This window comes from Bacillus sp. 196mf (assembly GCF_003217275.1).
GTDB classification, from domain to species: Bacteria; Bacillota; Bacilli; order Bacillales; family Bacillaceae_G; genus Bacillus_A; species Bacillus_A thuringiensis_S.
Window position 1 is genome coordinate 1 of record NZ_QJTG01000016.1, and the last position, 19,234, is coordinate 19,234.

The following is a 19,234-nucleotide window of genomic DNA, read 5'->3' on the forward strand; positions in this document are numbered from 1 at the left end:
TAGGCTCCTTTGTCTAAACAAAAAAGCAACAGAATGCCAAATGTAAGCAAACTGTTGCTAGGAGACCCTTATGTACGGTAAAATGGGGTACATAAAGAGTTACAGCAAGTGTTTGCCTAGTTATGGTAGGCGGACGGTTAATAAAGTGGTGAGACACTTTATTAACACGCTGTGCTCTTTTATTTTTTAGTTTTTATTTCGATTTTTTCGGTAACGGATTTGGTCACAAATAACCAGAAAAGTGTTGCCATTTATAATCTTTGATATAGTACAAAACTGCGTAATATAGCGGTTTGTTGCGCTTTTATGAAATATAAATTTCATACCTCACTGATTGTGTAGATCAATTAATGGTTATTAAAACATTACCTGGTAATGCACATGTTATTGGTGTTTTATTTGATGAGTTAGATTGGAAAGAAAAAATAGGATGTATATGTGGAAATGATACATGCCTTATAATTTCACAGTCGAAATCAGATAGGGAGATTATAGAAGAAAGATTAAATTTAATTATTTAGATGCAAAAATCCTGTTTTTAATAAAATTAAAAACAGGATTTTTGTTTAAATACGGAAGTTAAATATTCAACATATATGCGTAATATATGTGTTTTTTATTGAAAAAGCGAGAGAGTTTGTTATAAAAATACAAATTCGTATGATTTTAAAAAAATAACTTGTTTAATATTTCACAATGATAATGTGGATACTTTCACAAAGATGAAAGTGCAGAGCATTTATTATGTACTTGTAAGACATCAAACATATTTAAAAGGAGGTACAACAAATGAAACATCCGATACATGTTACTTCAGAAATTGGGGAATTACAAACGGTTTTATTAAAACGACCGGGTAAAGAAGTGGAAAACTTGACGCCAGATTATTTGCAGCAATTATTATTTGATGATATTCCATACTTACCAATTATTCAAAAAGAGCATGATTATTTTGCACAAACGTTACGCAATCGGGGTGTTGAAGTTCTTTATTTAGAAAAACTAGCCGCTGAGGCGTTAGTAGATAAAAAACTTCGAGAAGAATTTGTTGATCGTATTTTAAAAGAAGGACAGGCTGACGTAAATGTTGCACATCAAACTTTAAAAGAATATTTACTTTCCTTTTCAAATGAAGAATTAATTCAAAAAATTATGGGCGGTGTACGGAAAAACGAAATTGAAACAAGTAAGAAGACACATTTATATGAATTAATGGAAGATCATTATCCGTTTTACTTAGATCCAATGCCTAATTTATATTTTACTCGTGATCCAGCAGCTAGCGTGGGCGATGGCTTAACGATAAATAAGATGAGAGAACCAGCGCGTAGACGTGAATCATTATTCATGGAGTACATCATTAAATATCACCCAAGATTTGCAAAACATAATGTACCAATCTGGTTAGATCGTGATTATAAATTTCCAATTGAAGGTGGCGACGAGCTAATTTTAAATGAAGAAACAATTGCGATTGGAGTGTCTGCTCGTACTTCAGCTAAAGCAATTGAACGTTTAGCTAAAAATCTCTTTAGCCGACAAAATAAAATTAAGAAAGTGTTAGCAATAGAAATTCCAAAATGCCGAGCATTTATGCATTTAGATACAGTATTTACAATGGTTGATTATGACAAGTTTACAATTCATCCAGCCATTCAAGGGCCAAAAGGGAATATGAATATTTATATTTTAGAAAAAGGATCAGATGAGGAAACTCTTAAAATTACACATCGTACTTCTTTAATGGAAGCATTAAAAGAGGTATTAGGCTTAAGTGAATTAGTTCTTATTCCATGTGGAGGAGGAGATGTAATTGCTTCTGCTCGTGAACAATGGAATGATGGCTCGAACACATTAGCAATCGCACCAGGTGTAGTTGTTACATATGATCGCAACTATGTATCCAATACGTTATTACGGGAGCACGGTATAGAAGTAATTGAAGTGCTAAGTTCGGAATTATCTCGTGGTCGTGGGGGGCCACGTTGCATGAGTATGCCAATTGTTCGTAAAGATATTTAGTATAAATAACGGAGAAAGTAGGGATGAAGTATGTTAATGACTAGACCAAATTTAAAAGGAAGAAGCTTTCTAGCAGAAAAAGATTTTACACAAGAAGAATTGTTATATTTTCTAGATTTGGCAGCAGAATTAAAAGAGAAAAAGAAAAATGGTATCCCGCATCATTATTTAGAAGATAAGAATGTAGCGCTCTTATTTGAAAAAACCTCCACTCGTACGCGCTGTGCATTTACAGTAGCATGTACAGATTTAGGGGCGAATCCTGAATATTTAGGGAAAGGTGATATTCAGCTTGGGAAAAAAGAATCCGTAGAGGATACAGCAAAAGTGTTAGGGCGTATGTTTGACGGAATTGAGTTTCGTGGATTTAATCATGAGACTGTAGAATCTTTAGCACAAAATTCTGGTGTGCCAGTTTGGAATGGATTAACAGACATGTGGCATCCAACACAAACACTAGCAGATTTATTAACAATTAGAGAACATGTAGGGAAGTTGAAAAATGTGAAGCTCGTTTACGTTGGAGATGGACGAAATAATGTTGCTAATAGCTTACTAGTTGGTGGAGCAATCGTTGGAATGGATGTACGTATTTGCACACCAGAATCTTTATGGCCTGCACAAGAAGTAATTGATTTAGCAAAAAAATATAATGAACAGGTAATGATAACAAGTAATGTGGAAGAAGCTGTTGCGAATGCAGATGTAATTTATACAGATGTATGGGTGTCTATGGGGGAAGAAGAAAAATTTGCTGAACGTGTCGAGTTATTAAGACCTTATCAAGTAAATATGAAAATGATTAAAGAAACAGGGAATGAAAACGTGATTTTCTTACATTGTTTACCTGCATTTCATGATGTTGAAACGATGTATGGCGAAGAAGTTTACGAGAAATATGGGTTGAAAGAAATGGAGGTAACTGACGAAGTATTCCGCAGTAAACATTCAAAAGTATTTGATCAAGCTGAAAATAGAATGCATACAATTAAAGCGGTTATGGCAGCTACTTTAGGAAACATGGAGTAAAGAAGAAAGGGAGTCTTCCTTTCTTCTTTCTCCTCCTTTAGACACTATCATTCACTATTGCTTTTGTATTGTTATTGCAATTAAAGAGAGGTGAGTGGAATGGGTGAAGATAAGAAATTAGGGTTGTTTACACTAACGGCTCTTGTAGTTGGGTCTATGATTGGCGGTGGAGCCTTTAATTTAGCGAGTGATATGGCAAAAGGTGCTGGTGCTGGAGCCATTATTATTGGCTGGGTTATAACAGGAATTGGGATGATTGCACTTGGATTATCTTTTCAAAATCTAACTGTAAAACGGCCAGATTTAGATGGTGGTATTTTTAGCTATGCAAAAACAGGATTTGGTAATTTTATGGGATTTAATAGTGCGTGGGGATACTGGCTATCTGCTTGGCTTGGGAATGTAGCTTACGGTACATTATTATTTTCTTCATTAGGATATTTCTTCCCGATCTTTGAAGGCGGTCAAAATGTAGAATCCATTATTGGTGCAAGCGTATTATTGTGGTGTGTTCACATGTTAATTTTACGTGGAGTTCAATCAGCAGCACTTGTGAATTTAGTAACTACAATCGCAAAATTAGTACCTGTATTTGTATTTATTGTCATAGGAATCTTCGCGTTTCATATTGATACATTCTTAGATGGATTTTGGGGGCAAACTGGTTCTTTTTCATGGGGAGCAGTTGGTAGCCAAGTTAAAAGTACAATGCTTGTAACTCTATGGGTATTTATTGGGGTAGAAGGGGCGGTTGTTTTATCCAGTCGAGCAAAAAATAGAAGTGATGTAGGGAAAGCAACGGTTATTGGCTTAATTGGTACACTCATCATTTACATTTTAATCACATTATTGTCTCTTGGACTTATGCAGCAAGCAGATATTGCTGGTTTGAAAAATCCAGCTATGGCTTATTTATTTGAAAGTGTTGTTGGAAAATGGGGTGCTATCTTTATAAATTTAGGTTTGGTCATCTCTGTATTAGGTGCTTGGTTAGGTTGGACTTTGCTCGCTTCTGAAATTCCATATTTAGCGGCTAAAGATGGAGTATTTCCAAAATGGTTCGCAAAAGAAAATAAAAATAAGGCTCCAGTAAATTCATTATGGATAACAAATGGTTTAATTCAAATATTCTTGTTAACATTCGTCGTTTCTGATCAGGCGTATAACTTTGCATTCTCTTTAGCATCTTCAGCTATTTTAATCCCATATGCTTTTTCAGCGTTTTATCAACTGAAGCATAGCTTAAAGTCTGAAGAAGCAGATCGAAATAAAAATATAATAATTGGCTTGATAGCCAGTATTTATGGCGTGTGGCTAGTTTATGCAGCTGGTTTAGAGTATTTATTATTAACAATGACTTTATATGCGCCAGGTATTTTTATTTTTTACAATGTTCAAAAGCAAAAGAGTTCGAAGCAAATATTTACTCGAGTGGAATTAGCATCATCCGTAGCAATTGGTGCTTTAGCATTCTTTGCTATTTATGGATTAATTACAGGCAGTATTACTTTATAAAGCGCTGTGAAAGCGAAATGAACTGGAGGGCTGAAATATGGCACGAAGAAAAATTGTAGTTGCACTAGGGGGAAATGCGATACAGTCTGGAGAAGCTACTGCGGGAGCGCAGCAAGAAGCGTTGGAAAAAACGGCGGAACAACTTGTGAAAATAATGGAAAATGATGTGGATATAGTAATTGCGCATGGAAATGGCCCACAAGTGGGGAATATTTTATTACAGCAAAAAGCTGCAGAAACGGAAAAGACACCTGCAATGCCATTAGATACTTGTGGGGCAATGAGCCAAGGGATGATTGGATATTGGATGGAAAATGCGATTGAAAAGGCATTAAAAAAACGGAATATACAAAAAGATGTAGCAACGGTTATAACGCGCGTTGTTGTGGACAAAAAAGATGAGGCATTTAAAAATCCAACTAAACCAATTGGTCCTTTTTATACAGAAGAAGAGGCCAGAAGATTAATGGATGAAACAAAAGCAGTGTTTAAAGAAGATGCTGGTAGAGGATGGAGACGTGTTGTTCCATCACCGAAGCCTGTAAGTATTCATGAACATAAAGTGATTAATTCTTTGGTGGAAGATGGAAACATAGTGATAGCTGTTGGCGGGGGTGGAATTCCAGTAATTGATTCCGAAGAAGGGTTAAAAGGAACTGAAGCGGTTATCGATAAAGATTTCGCTGCGCAGAAATTAGCAGAATTAGTAGATGCCGATACGCTCGTTATTTTAACTGCAGTTGATCATGTGTATGTAAATTATAATCAACCGAATCAAAAAAAATTAGAGCATGTCACAGTGAATCAATTAGAAGAATATATTGAAGAACAACAATTTGCTGCGGGAAGCATGCTTCCAAAAATTGAAGCTGCTATTAATTTTGTTAATACAAATCCAAAAAGAAAAACAATTATTACGTCTTTAGAAAAAGTATATGAAGCACTAGAAGAAAAAGCTGGTACTATTATTTCAAAACAGGATGTATGCATGTGTGTTTAAAATTATTATGTACGCTACTTAGTATTAAAAAAGAATGGAGTTAGTAACTTCATTCTTTTTATTTATTAATATTTTTTGTATTCATTGTTCATAAAGTTTTCATGATGAAATCTGAATATACAAGTTAATTATGATAAAATTCAAATTGAATACGCTTTCTTGATTTTTCGCTCCAACATACAGCAAGAGAGAGGGAATTTTATGAATAGACGGAACGTAGTGAAAGACTTAAAGCAGTTCGAATTATTTGCTCATTTAACAGAAAAAAAATTGAAAGGCTTAACAGAGTTTGTTTATTGGCGAACTTATAAAAAAGGTCAATTTTTATTTTTAGAAGGGGATTCAAGGGAAAGAATTTACTTCATGTTAGATGGTTTTGTAAAGTTAGAGCGGGTTAATCAAAATGGGAACTTATTATACGATGACTATGTAAAGCGGTATTCTATTTTTCCTTATGGTGGTATGTTTACAGACAGAGGATATAGCTATACAGCAGAAGCAATGACGGATGTGGAGGTATATTATATTCCAACGGTAATCTTTGAAGATATGGTAAAATCCAGCAGAACGCAATTGATGTACGTTGTTCAGCAATTATCATCTATATTAAAATTGAATGAAAATCGAGTGCAAAATATTACAATTCCTAATGCACAAGATCGTGTTATCCAAACGTTAAATTATTTAATGCAGGATTTAGGAGAACAGAGTGGGGAAAAGATTGTAATTTCATGTCCACTTACAACAATTGAAATATCCAAAATATCTGGAACATCTCGAGAGACAGTTAGCAGCGTATTAAAACAATTAAAAAATGATAGCATTGTTACAATTTTAGATAAAAAAATTACAATACACAATCCAACATATTTTGAAGAAATCTCAATGTGAAAATTGTATATTAATTTTTTAATTCATAATGTATATTAATAAGGTTCTTTATATATTTATAAGGAACTTTTTTACGTTATCCTCTATAAAAAGATTGTATAGTATGGTAATAATAGCTAAAATCGATAATAAAAAACAAAGTGAAGGGGAGAAAGAATGATTCGTATTGAGTATGATCGATTAGTAGCTATTTGTTACAGTATAGGGGTTTTGTTATTATTAAAAATTCCAAATGATAATGAATTAATTGGGGAAAAACTATTCAATGTCTATAAGGTTCCGATACATACGTATGTTTATATGAATTATAAAGTCTCAAATATATTGATTGTTTCTTTCATACTACATGTAATTGCATTTATATTATTTTTAAAATGGCTAGGAAAAAAGGAGTCTAGTACATTTAGAAAAATGAATAAGATAAAAGTAGTAGGCATTAGTATATTGATTGTAATGATGCCGTTTATTTTAAATAACATCATCCAGACATTGAATAAAACATGGTACTACGCAGGAAAAACAGGGGTAGAAGCAATAGAATATAAAAAAGAAGATAGCCAGTGTAGTATGGAGAAAAATGGAGATAATATCCAACCGAAGTGCATTGTTACTTTAAAAAATTATCGTAATCATTCACAAGCATTAAAAGTTGTTTTATATGATAATGCAAACGAGAATTCAAAAAGCTATCCAGTACCGAAACCAGTCTATTTACAAAAACACGAGACAAAACAATTCGAATTTCAAGTTCCTGTTTCTTATAATAATGGTATTGAAAAAGATAAAGTACCAGATATTAAATTACATTTATTGCATGAAAATGATACGAAGTACAATTAATCTGTAAGTAAAAGTTTATGAGTAGGAGCAATAATTTGAAACGATATAGAAAATCAACTTGAATCATCCAACATACTGCAAGGTAACGGTATATTGGATGATTTTTTATGTTATCCCCTTGTTTCACGTATGAAAAGGAGGAATACTTTGTTGGAAATGAAAAACATCACAAGGATCATACATGGTTTTTACTTTACGCAATCTGTGAAAGTTAGAGCCATAATAACTAGTTTGCCAATTTTTAATGTCGATATCGGGCCAGTTCACATAGTCACCTAGTGTATAAGGATCTAAGCTTTCTCGTAAATCTTTAACCCAGCGTATATTTTGATTTTCTTCATCATCGCATTTCCAAGAGGTAATGTATTCTTGAGCAATAATTGCTTTACGATGAAAATAAGCCGTTTCATTCGGCGAAATATTTTCAACAGCACCTATGAGCGATTGATGCCAAATACTAGCATCTTTATTTGGTGCATGAGAAAGAAAGTATTGCATGATTTGAATGCCTTTAAGGGGAATAGGTTTATAGACATAGGAACCAGAGCGCTTGAAATTTTCAGGGATGTTACCGCCATTAAAAAATTCGACAGCCTTTATATAAGGAACTTCTTCTATAAAGAGAGAGGGGCTACCAGTTTCAAGAAGAGGGGATAATAGGGAATGGAGTTCAGAGGGAGAACCGACAAACTCGCCTTGTGCTTCAATTTTATTTCGTTGCTTGGCGAATAATTCGATCGATGAAGTGAGACGTTCATCTATATAAGGTGCCCAGTTTTGCCACGCTTGAAATGCAGCAATAAAGTCTTCCCATTCCCATGTAATTGAGAAAATTGATACATTTTTTATCGGGTGGACTCGAAAAGTTAAGGAAGTGACAATTCCGAAGTTTCCACCACCGCCACCACGGCATGCCCAAAAAAGGTTAGAGTTTTCTTGTTCATTTGCACGAATGAGTTTTGCACCAAATTTTCCACACGCTTGTACCATTTCCACTTCCATTAATTGATCACATGTTAATCCAAATAAGCGCGAAAGCATACCAATACCACCGCCAAGTGCTAATCCAACAACTCCAACGCTTGCACTTGTACCAGCAGGAATTGTAACACCGTAATTCCAAAGTTCTTTATAAACAGTGCCAAGATTTGCACCAGCCTCAATTGTTGCTGTTAATTTCTCTGTATTAACAGTAATGCGATGCATTTCACTCACATCAATAATAAGTCCTCTATTTAAAAGAGAAAAATTTTCATAGCTATGACGTCCACTTCTTAACCGAAATGGTATATGACGTTCACGTGCCCATTTTAAGGCGTTACAGATATCCTTGCTATTTTGACAAAAAACAATAATACAAGGGAGTTTTGGAATACTTAAATTTAAATTCATTCGGGCTACATTGTAGTCAGGATCTGTGGGAACAACGATACGACCTGTTAATTTTGTTTGCTTCAATTTATTACTCCTTTCTAAAATAATCAGAGCTTTTTATTAATATATGAAAAATGTCTGTAATACGCGTGGACAAGGAGAGGTGGAGAATGAGATTTACCTTTGTGAGAAATAAATAAAGCATAAGAATAAAGAATCTACATAGAGTTCAATGAAAACAGTTGCAAACTGTTCATATTTTGTTATGATAGTGTTACGAAAACGTTTGCATAAAATTCCGATGGGATGCAAAAGGAGAGAAGGACTATGAATAAGACATGGTGGAAAGAAGCAGTTGCTTATCAAATTTATCCACGAAGCTTTATGGATTCAAATGGTGATGGTATTGGAGATTTACAAGGTATTATTGCAAAACTGGATTATTTAAAAGATTTAGGTATAGATGTAATTTGGATTTGTCCAATGTATAAGTCACCTAATGATGATAATGGTTATGATATTAGTGATTATCAAGATATTATGGATGAGTTTGGTACAATGGCAGACTTTGATGCTTTACTAGATGAAGTTCATAAGCGTGATATGAAGCTTATTATTGATTTAGTTATTAATCATACGAGTGATGAACATCCATGGTTTATTGAATCACGTTCATCTAAAGATAATCCGAAGCGTGATTGGTATATTTGGCATGATGGTAAAGATGGTGCGGAGCCAAACAACTGGGAAAGTATTTTTAATGGTTCGGCATGGGAATATGATGAAGAAACAGAACAATATTATTTACATCTATTCTCACGTAAACAACCAGATTTGAACTGGGAGAATAAAGAAGTTCGCGAAGTACTATATGATACGGTTAATTGGTGGCTTGATAAAGGTATTGATGGTTTCCGCGTTGATGCGATCAGTCATATTAAAAAAGAAGAAGGCCTTAAGGATATGCCAAATCCAAAAGAGTTAAAATATGTGCCATCTTTTGATAAACATATGAATGTGAAAGGTATTCAACCTTTATTAGAAGAGCTAAAAGAAAATACATTCTCTAAGTACGATATTATGACTGTTGGTGAAGCAAATGGCGTTAAGATTGAAGATGCTGAGCTTTGGGTTGGAGAAGAGCAAGGTAAGTTCAATATGGTATTCCAGTTTGAACATTTAAGTTTATGGGATGCAGAGAAGAAGAAAGACCTTGATGTTGTAGGATTGAAAAAAGTATTAACGAAATGGCAAAAAGGATTAGAGAATAAAGGATGGAACGCTTTATATATTGAAAATCACGATAAACCACGTATCGTTTCAACATGGGGAGATGATAAACAATATTGGCGTGAAAGTGCAACAGCTCTAGGAGCGATGTATTTCTTTATGCACGGTACACCGTTTATTTATCAAGGACAAGAAATTGGTATGACAAATGTTCAGTTACCAAATATTGAAGATTACGATGATGTAGCAATTAAAAACTTATATCGCGAGAAAATTGCAGAGGGCGTACCACATCAAGATATGATGGAGATTATATGGGCTTCTTGCCGCGATAATTCACGTACACCTATGCAGTGGAATGATGAGATGAATGCTGGTTTCACAACAAGTACACCTTGGTTTAGCATGAATCCAAATTACAAAGAAATTAATGTTGAAAAGCAAAAAAATGAAGAAAAGTCTATTTTCAATTTCTATAAGAAAATGATTGCCCTGAAAAAAGAGCACGATGTACTGAACTATGGTACGTACGATTTACTTTTAGAAGACGATCCACAAATTTATGCATATACACGTACGTTACAGGATGAAAAAGTCATTGTAATTAGTAATATCTCAAAAGAGGAAGCAGTGTATAATGAGGATTTATTTGCACTAGAACGCAAACGTTTGCTTTTAAATAACTATGAAGTTGCGGAACATGAAGAAGTAACAACAATTGCTTTAAAACCTTATGAAACAAGGGTTTATCGCATTTCATAATAAAAAAGGATGCTCTTTGAGCATCTTTTTTTATGAAAAAAAATAAATTTCTATTGCAAAGTGAAAACGCTTTTATTAAAATAGATTTATGAAAACGGTTGCGTAAAGATAAAAATAAAGTAACATAAGGAATCGTTTTCATAAAGGGAACAGAAATTATAATTTAAATCATTATGTTGTTATAAATAAAGGGGAGGAAGAACAGATGAAAATTACGTCTTTTGATTTTTGGCAAAAGTTCGGGAAAGCGTTATTAGTTGTTGTAGCCGTAATGCCAGCAGCTGGTTTAATGATTTCCATCGGTAAGTTAATTGGTATGTCTGCTGGGGATGTTAACGCAGTTCATACAATTGCTCGCGTAATGGAAGACATCGGTTGGGCAATCATTACAAATCTACACATCTTATTCGCAGTAGCAATTGGGGGATCTTGGGCGAAGGATCGTGCAGGTGGTGCATTTGCAGCGCTATTAGCATTCGTCTTAACAAACCGAATTACAGGAGCTATATTTGGCGTAAACGCTCAAATGTTAGCGGATTCAAAAGCGACAGTTTCTTCAGTAATAGCAGGAGATTTACTTGTAAAAGATTACTTTACTTCTGTACTTGGTGCACCAGCATTAAACATGGGAGTTTTCGTGGGGATTATCACAGGTTTCTTAGGAGCTAATCTATATAACAAATATTATAACTATAATAAACTGCCACAGGCATTAGCATTCTTTAATGGAAAACGATTTGTACCATTCGTTGTAATTCTTTGGTCTACAGTTACTGCGATTGTATTATCACTTCTATGGCCATTCATCCAAAGTGGGTTAAATGAATTTGGTCGCTGGATTGCAGCTTCAAAAGATAGTGCACCAGTTGTTGCACCGTTTGTATATGGAACGTTAGAGCGTTTATTATTACCATTTGGTTTACACCATATGTTAACGATTCCGATGAACTATACAGAGCTAGGCGGAACATATACGATGCTAACTGGTTCAAAAGTTGGACAAGTTGTAGCAGGACAAGATCCATTATGGCTTGCATGGATTACAGATTTAAATAATTTATTGGCAAATGGAGATACGAAGGCATATAACGATTTATTAAATAACGTTGTACCAGCTCGTTTCAAAGCTGGACAAGTTATCGGCTCAACAGCAGCGTTAATGGGGATTGCATTTGCGATGTTCCGTAACGTTGATAAAGAAAAGCGTGCAAAATATAAACCAATGTTTTTATCAGCAGCATTAGCAGTATTCTTAACAGGTGTAACAGAACCAATTGAATTCATGTTCATGTTTATTGCTCCAGTATTATATGTTGTATATGCTATTACAACAGGACTTGCATTCGCGTTAGCTGATTTAATTAACTTACGTGTTCATGCATTTGGATTTATTGAGTTAATTACTCGTACACCAATGATGGTTAACGCAGGTTTAACAAGAGACTTAATCAACTTTGTTATTGTTTCATTAGTGTTCTTCGGTCTTAACTTTACACTATTTAATTTCTTAATTAAAAAATTCAACTTACCAACACCAGGGCGTGCAGGTAACTATATTGATAATGAAGATGAGGCATCAGAAGGAACAGGAAATGTACAAGATGGTTCATTAGCAACAAAAGTTATCGATTTATTAGGTGGAAAAGAAAATATTGCTGACGTAGATGCTTGTATGACACGCTTACGTGTAACAGTAAAAGACTTAGATGTTGTTGCACCAGAAGCACAGTGGAAACAAAATGGTGCTTTAGGGCTTATTGTAAAAGATAAAGGTGTACAAGCGGTATATGGTCCGAAAGCTGACGTATTAAAGTCAGACATTCAAGATATGTTAGGTGCGTAATAATATGAAATTGCTAACTTTAAACTGTCATTCTTGGCAAGAAGAGAATCAAATAGAAAAGATAAAATACCTTGCTAAAGTAATTCAAGAAGAAGAGTACGATGTCATCGCATTGCAAGAAGTAAGTCAGTCCATACAAGCTGAAAATGTATGCGGTAACAAGAAAGAAGATAATTTTGGACTTTTACTATTAGAAGAGTTAAAAGCACTACATGTAAAAGATTACAATATTACTTGGGATTTCTCTCATATTGGTTATGACGTGTATGAAGAAGGATTAGCGATTATAACGAAGCATAATATTATAAAAGAAGATACGTTCTTCATTTCAGAAAACGAGGATACAACGTATTGGAAAACACGTAAAATTGTAAGTACAACAATTGCTTATAATGGTAAAGATATAACGTTTTACTCTTGCCATCTCGGTTGGTGGAATGATGAAGAAGAGTCATTCAAAGGTCAAATCAATCGTTTGATGGGGCGTGTAGATAGCAATAAGCTCGCCTTCTTAATGGGGGATTTTAATAACAATGCTCGCTTGGAAGGCGAAGGTTATGAGTATATGATGCAAAAAGGGTTGTATGACACATATGAATTAGCAATAGAGAAGGATGAAGGAACGACTGTCCAAGGCGAGATTGCTGGTTGGGATGAAAATAAACATAATTTGCGAATAGATCTAATATTGTGTAACCAAAGTAAAAAAGTTCATTCTTCAAAAGTTATTTTTAATGGTACAAACAGAAATGTAATTTCAGATCATTTCGGTGTAGAGATTCAATTGGATATATAATAGAAGAAATCCTCACAGAGAATAAAAGCTGTGAGGATTTTTTTTAGGAATACAAGTATTTCCAAGAGAAAATACTTGTATTTTTTATGACATTTCATATATATTTGTTATTATTGAATGTAAAACCGATTTGGTCATTTTGTATTCATACTTTGACTCACTTCGTTATATAATAAAGTAAGTGAAAGTTAATGGGAAAAAATAGTACGTTTTTGGTTAATACACGATGTAGAAAGTGATATAATTGCAAAATGCATGTATCATTTTCTAAAGAAGGAAAAATATATAATTAGGTGATAACTTCTATGAAACAGATTTGGCGTATTTATAAGACAGATTTACGGAATGTAGCCAAACATTGGGCTGCAATTGTTATTGTTTTAGGATTAATGATTTTACCATCGTTATATGCATGGTTTAACATTAAAGCTTCTTGGGATCCGTATGGAAATACAAAAGAGGTTCCCATTGCAGTTTCTAACCAAGATGCAGGTTCTAATTTAAGAGGGAAAGATATTAATATCGGGAAAGAGATTGTAGACTCCCTTAAGAAAAACAAAAATCTTGGCTGGAAATTTGTAGATGAAAAACAAGCGATTTACGGAGTTGAGCGTGGGGATTATTATGCAAGTATTACGATTCCAAAAGACTTCTCTGAAAAAATTGCAACTGTTCTGGATGAAAATCCTAAAAAACCAGAACTGGATTACTATGTGAATGAAAAAGTAAACGCGATTGCACCGAAGATTACAGCAAAAGGTGCATCAGGTATTACAGAAGAAATTAGTAAAAACTTTGTAAAAACAGCAAACGGTGAGATTTTTAAAATTTTCAATGACCTTGGAATCGATTTAGAAACAAACTTACCAAGTATCGAAAAAGTAAAAGATCTTGTATTTAAGTTAGAAGCGCAGTTCCCAGAAATGAATACACTTATGGATAAGGCATTAGATGATGCAACTCGAGCAGAAGATGTTGTGAAAGTAGCGCAAAAAGAGTTGCCAGTTGTAGAGAGTGTTATGAATGATGGGCAAGAAGCGTTAGGGAATTTAGATAAATTCTTTGCGAGAAATGATGAAACATTGAATCGCGCTCCGGGAACTATTAAGAATAATTTAATGGTAATGCAAAAAGGTTTAGATGGTGCCGCGGCAATTACGGATTTCTTAAAGAATCCATCATTGGATTTCAATCTGGCACTTCCAGATCCATCCAAGTTCCCAGACTTACCGAATATAACCATCCCGCAAATACCAACACTTCCAGAGTTACCGCAAGTGAATGGCGAGGGATATAAAAATATTGCTAAAAATATTAATCAAACTGTAAATAATGTTTTTAGTTCAATACGTGTCGGAACAACTTATGCACAAGGCGTTATAAACGGATTGCAAAATGGTAATTTTGATCCAGAAAAAGCAAAACAAGACCTTAATAAGGTTTCTGAAAATCTTCAAGGTCGTGCAGATAGTGTTTCATATTTAATTGATGTCTTTACTAAATTTAAGGAATTTGCACCAACTGATTCTGGAAAAGACTTCTTCCAAAAACGAATAGATAAATTAACGAATCTTAAATCAGCTATAGAAAATGCAAATGGCGGCGTTAAAGATATCGCTAATATTATTGGTACAGGGCAAGAAGTGAAACAAGATGTCAGAGATGCTGCTAATAAAAAGTTAGATGCAATAAATAACTTGGTAAATCAAGCAGAAGCAGATTATAATGCGACGTTTGTAGCAGATTTTGAAAAAGCAGTAAGCACAGCTGAGCAATTGAAAAATAAGGCTGACAATGTAAAAGAAGATGCTCAGCAGCTTAGAGGCAATTTAAATCAAGATATAAATAAGGCTAATGAGATATTAAACAATGGTAGAGAGAACTATGATCAGGCTGTAGCGGATTATGCAAAACTAAAAACCAGTCTTGAAAAGGCAAAAGAAGATTTAAGTAATAAAGGTGTTAACGGCTTAGATTCTACAAAAGTAGCCTTAAATGAATTAAATGGGCAGTTTAAAGCAAGTTGGAATTTAGTTAATGACATGATTCCAGTTCTGGAAAGTACAAATAAAGTGTTAGCTGATGTGAATAGTGATAAAAACCTTAATGGTACAATTTCTAAGTTAAATAAAGCAAAAGATGGTTTGCAAAAAGGAATGGAGTTAACTGATAAAGGAATTGACGCTATTAATAAAGGTCAAAAACCAGCAGCTGATGTTATTGAAAGTATTAATCAAGTGTCTAAAAGTGTTTCGGGTCAAATTGGTGACATTTTAGCTAAATATGACTCAGAAATCACTCCAAATTTCAATGCAGCAATTGCTCGCACAAAAGAGATGTCTAAAAACACATCTCAAATTTTAAAAGAGGCAGACAAAAAGCTTCCAGATGTTAAAAAATTACTAGAAGATTCATCAAAAGGCTTAGTAGATGGTAAAAAGAAATTAGCAGACATTAAAGCTGAAATGCCAGCTACTGAGAAAAAGATTAAAGAATTAGCAGATAAAATTCGTGATTTTGAATCTGAAGAGGATTTAAAAGACATCATACGTTTATTGAAAAATGATGTTGAAAAGCAAAGTGATTACTTTGCGAATCCAGTAAATTTAAAAGAGAATAAATTATTTGCGATGCCGAACTACGGTTCAGCAATGTCACCATTCTATACAGTGCTTGCATTATGGGTAGGCGCATTATTAATGGTTTCATTATTAACAGTAGAAGTACACGAAGAGGGCGCGAATTATAAGAGCCATGAAATTTACTTCGGACGTTTATTAACATTCTTAACGATAGGTCTTTCACAAGCGTTTATCGTATCGATGGGAGATATATTCTTACTCGGTACGTACGTAGTCGATAAGTTCTGGTTTGTGTTATTTAGTTTATTTATTGGTGGAGTCTTCGTTTGTATCGTATACTCACTCGTTTCTATTTTCGGAAACGTTGGGAAATCGATGGCGATCATTTTACTTGTACTACAAGTAGCAGGATCGGGCGGAACATTCCCAATCCAAATGACACCAGCGTTCTTCCAAGCAATTTATCCGTTCTTACCGTTCACATACGCAATTAGTGCAATTCGTGAAACGGTTGGCGGAATGCTTTGGGATATCGTAATAAGAGACTTACTTGTGTTAAGTGTTTTCGTAGTAGTTATGATTGTTGCTGCGTTATTACTGAAAACACCAATTAACAAATCAAGTGAAAAATTTGTTGAGAATGCAAAAGGAAGTAAAATCATTCACTAAGAAAAGGTTCCTACCGAGAGCGGTAGGAACCTTTTTGTTTAATCGAACTTTAATTTTTTTAATGCGTCTGCGAACGGGTTGTTTAATGGTTCTTCTTCTTTTTTCTGTTGTTTCATATATTTTTGGACGTCACGTTTATCAGCTTTGTTTCCAGATTCTTTTTTACGTCTCTCTTGGAATGTAGAAAGTTTCTCACGATAGCCACATTTACATGCAAAGATTTGACCTGCACCTTCACCACGTAATTCTAGTTTCTTCTTACATTGTGGGCAACGAGCGTTTGTTGTGCGAGATACATTTTTACGATGACCACATTCACGGTCTTGGCATACGAGCATTTTTCCTTTTTTGCCGTTTACTTCTAGCATCGGTTTACCACAGTCTGGACAAGACTTCGTTGAAATGTTGTCATGTTTATATTTTTTATCACTCGATTTAATTTCAGAAACAATTTCTTTCGTATAGTTCTTCATTTCAGAAATGAATACTTCTTTTTTTAGCTTACCTTTTGCGATAGCCTCAAGTTTTTGTTCCCATTCACCAGTTAGTGTAGGGGATTTTAACTCTTCTGGTACTAAATCAAGTAACTGACGGCCTTTTGAAGTAATATGAATATCTTTGCCGCGTTTTTCAATTAAGAAAGAGTTGAAAAGTTTGTCGATAATATCTGCACGTGTCGCTACAGTACCTAATCCACCAGTCGATTTTAACGTATCAGCAAGTTGTTTATTTTGCGTATCCATATATTTTGTAGGATTCTCCATTGCTGAAAGTAAAGTTGCTTCATTAAAGCGTGCAGGTGCTTTCGTTTGGCCTGATGTTTGCATAATTAACTTTACAGTTAATGTATCGCCCTTTTCAATGCGAGGAAGAAGCTGCTCTTTTACGTCATCAGTTACATCATCGTCTTCAAATCGATTTTCGTATACTTCCTTCCAGCCAGCATGTAAAATCGTTTTTCCGCGTGCAATGAACGTTTCACTACCAACTTTAGTACGTAATGTTAGTTGCTCGTATTCGAATGCTGGGAATAAAACAGCTAAGAAACGTTTTACAACTAAATCATAAATTTTGCGTTCTTTATCTGTGAATGCTGAGAAGTTAACGTATCCTTCTGTTGGAATAATCGCATGATGATCGCTTACTTTACTATCATCAACAAATGATTTGTTAGGTTTGATAGGCTTTTGTAATACTTTATGTGCGAAGGGACGGTATTCTCCAACACCACATGCTTTTAGACGTTCTGGAAGTGTTCCAACGATATCAGATGAAATGTAGCGTGAATCTGTACGAGGGTACGTTAGCACTTTATGCTGTTCATACAATTTCTGCATAATATTTAATGTTTCTTTAGCAGAGTAACCGAACTTTTTATTTGCATCACGTTGCAATTCAGTTAAATCGTAAAGACCAGGAGAGAATGACTTCTTCTGTTTCTTATCAATTTCCACAACAGTAGCATGTTGTTTATCTAAACTTTTTACAATACCATCAATTTTTTCTTTATTAAAACTACGGCTATTGCCATTTGCATCTTGCCAAGTAAGTTTGAGTTTCTCCATCGTTTGAGCTTCGATGCCGTAGTAAGTTTGAGCTTTGAAGTTCTTTATTTCATCCTCACGACTAGCAATCATAGCAACAGTAGGGGTTTGTACACGGCCGCAATTTAACTGGGCATTAAAGCGAGTCGTTAAAGCACGAGTTGCATTAAGACCGATATACCAGTCAGCTTCTGAACGCGCAACTGCTGAAGCGTATAAATTGTCATAGGCTTTACCTGGTTTTAAATTTGCAAAACCATCTTTAATTGCTTTATCGGTTACAGAAGAAATCCATAAACGTTTGATTGGTTTATTTAGCTTAACTTTATCGATAATCCAGCGTGCGACTAATTCCCCTTCACGTCCAGCGTCTGTTGCTACGATAATTTCATTTACATCTTTTCTAAGTAGCTGACTTTTTACAGCATTAAATTGTTTACCAGTTTGTTTAATAACCGTTAATTTCAAACGCTCAGGTAGCATCGGTAAATCTTCTAAATTCCACTTTTTATATTTCACATCATAACTTTCTGGATCTGCTAATGTAACGAGATGACCTAAAGCCCAAGTTACAATATATTTACTACCTTCAAGATAGCCGTTTCCTTTTTTATCACACTTCAGTACACGAGCAATATCTCGTGCAACGGAAGGTTTTTCAGCGATTACAATACTTTTTGCCATTTAATTGAACTCCTTTATTAACTATATATCGTCTAATATACCACAGTTTTCAAGAGGAAATGTAAAGGAGGCTCCTATCTTATAGTCAGATGTTTCTTTCTAGAAATTCCTTTTAAAATTATTAATTGAACTAATATTTTTTGATTAGTTGATTAAGTGGGGATGGGATTTATCCCGCATTAACGGGCAGTAAGACCCCCACCTCAAAATTCAGTGGAAGCAAAGAAGTTAGGTAGGGTCGGGCTGCCCGTAAAAGCCCGATTGGTGAAGGCTAATAATCAGTGAGGGATGAACAAAACCCCACTGATTAAAGTTTCACTTTATTATTTAGTGCTCCTTTTTTGATCTTATTAAGAGTATCAAAATATAAGAATACATTTTGATACATGAGAGAAAGTGCTCATGTATCATATTTAAAAATCTAAAAAACTATTTTTAGAAAATTCTATAAAA

12 protein-coding genes and 1 pseudogene are annotated in these 19,234 nt (G+C 34.4%); 11 read left to right on the forward strand and 2 right to left on the reverse strand.

From position 1 onward, the window contains the following. Nucleotides 1–332: 332 nt before the first annotated feature. The 7 genes and pseudogenes from ATL10_RS20105 to ATL10_RS20135 form a co-directional block, all read left to right on the forward strand. Nucleotides 333–521: pseudogene (locus ATL10_RS20105) on the forward strand (arginine repressor); the annotation flags it as partial. Between the two features lie 268 nt (nucleotides 522–789). Further along, nucleotides 790–2,022 carry an arginine deiminase gene (gene arcA, locus ATL10_RS20110; RefSeq protein WP_000682331.1) on the forward strand — a complete coding sequence of 411 codons (1,233 nt, stop codon included), beginning with the start codon at nucleotides 790–792 and terminating at the stop codon, nucleotides 2,020–2,022. Between the two features lie 30 nt (nucleotides 2,023–2,052). Next, complete coding sequence (gene argF, locus ATL10_RS20115) at nucleotides 2,053–3,051, forward strand: ornithine carbamoyltransferase (RefSeq protein ID WP_000930283.1); 999 nt, start codon at nucleotides 2,053–2,055, stop codon at nucleotides 3,049–3,051. A 99-nt stretch (nucleotides 3,052–3,150) separates the two neighbouring features. Further along, complete coding sequence (gene arcD, locus ATL10_RS20120) at nucleotides 3,151–4,566, forward strand: arginine-ornithine antiporter (protein ID WP_110497386.1); 1,416 nt, start codon at nucleotides 3,151–3,153, stop codon at nucleotides 4,564–4,566. Nucleotides 4,567–4,603: 37 nt separating this feature from the next. Then, nucleotides 4,604–5,566: a carbamate kinase gene (gene arcC / locus ATL10_RS20125; RefSeq protein WP_110497388.1), complete on the forward strand. Its 963-nt coding sequence runs from the start codon at nucleotides 4,604–4,606 to the stop codon at nucleotides 5,564–5,566. A gap of 201 nt (nucleotides 5,567–5,767) precedes the next feature. Then, nucleotides 5,768–6,457: a Crp/Fnr family transcriptional regulator gene (locus tag ATL10_RS20130; RefSeq protein WP_097924654.1), complete on the forward strand. Its 690-nt coding sequence runs from the start codon at nucleotides 5,768–5,770 to the stop codon at nucleotides 6,455–6,457. Nucleotides 6,458–6,613: 156 nt separating this feature from the next. Then, nucleotides 6,614–7,297 carry a hypothetical protein gene (locus tag ATL10_RS20135; RefSeq protein WP_069354891.1) on the forward strand — a complete coding sequence of 228 codons (684 nt, stop codon included), beginning with the start codon at nucleotides 6,614–6,616 and terminating at the stop codon, nucleotides 7,295–7,297. 123 nt (nucleotides 7,298–7,420) lie between these two features. Here ATL10_RS20135 and ATL10_RS20140 read toward each other — a convergent pair whose 3' ends face one another. Then, entirely contained in the window at nucleotides 7,421–8,755 is a 1,335-nt protein-coding gene (locus tag ATL10_RS20140) for an FAD-binding oxidoreductase (RefSeq protein ID WP_097924652.1), read from the reverse strand. A 243-nt stretch (nucleotides 8,756–8,998) separates the two neighbouring features. Between ATL10_RS20140 and ATL10_RS20145 the strand changes: the two genes are divergently transcribed. From ATL10_RS20145 to ATL10_RS20160, 4 genes are all read left to right on the forward strand, one after another. After that, the gene (locus ATL10_RS20145) at nucleotides 8,999–10,663 is read left to right on the forward strand and encodes a glycoside hydrolase family 13 protein (protein ID WP_001044701.1); all 1,665 of its coding nucleotides are present in this window, start codon (nucleotides 8,999–9,001) and stop codon (nucleotides 10,661–10,663) included. Between the two features lie 205 nt (nucleotides 10,664–10,868). Then, nucleotides 10,869–12,506, forward strand: a complete 1,638-nt coding sequence (locus ATL10_RS20150) for a PTS transporter subunit IIBC (RefSeq protein ID WP_000705569.1) — start codon at nucleotides 10,869–10,871, stop codon at nucleotides 12,504–12,506. A 4-nt stretch (nucleotides 12,507–12,510) separates the two neighbouring features. Beyond that, nucleotides 12,511–13,302 carry an endonuclease/exonuclease/phosphatase family protein gene (locus ATL10_RS20155; RefSeq protein ID WP_097924650.1) on the forward strand — a complete coding sequence of 264 codons (792 nt, stop codon included), beginning with the start codon at nucleotides 12,511–12,513 and terminating at the stop codon, nucleotides 13,300–13,302. 305 nt (nucleotides 13,303–13,607) lie between these two features. Further along, on the forward strand, nucleotides 13,608–16,553 hold the full coding sequence (locus tag ATL10_RS20160) for a YhgE/Pip domain-containing protein (protein ID WP_090978211.1): 2,946 nt from the start codon (nucleotides 13,608–13,610) through the stop codon (nucleotides 16,551–16,553). Between the two features lie 38 nt (nucleotides 16,554–16,591). Here the strand turns inward: ATL10_RS20160 and topB are convergent, their stop codons facing one another. Continuing rightward, nucleotides 16,592–18,781: a DNA topoisomerase III gene (gene topB / locus ATL10_RS20165; RefSeq protein WP_090978213.1), complete on the reverse strand. Its 2,190-nt coding sequence runs from the start codon at nucleotides 18,779–18,781 to the stop codon at nucleotides 16,592–16,594. Nucleotides 18,782–19,234 lie beyond the last annotated feature (453 nt).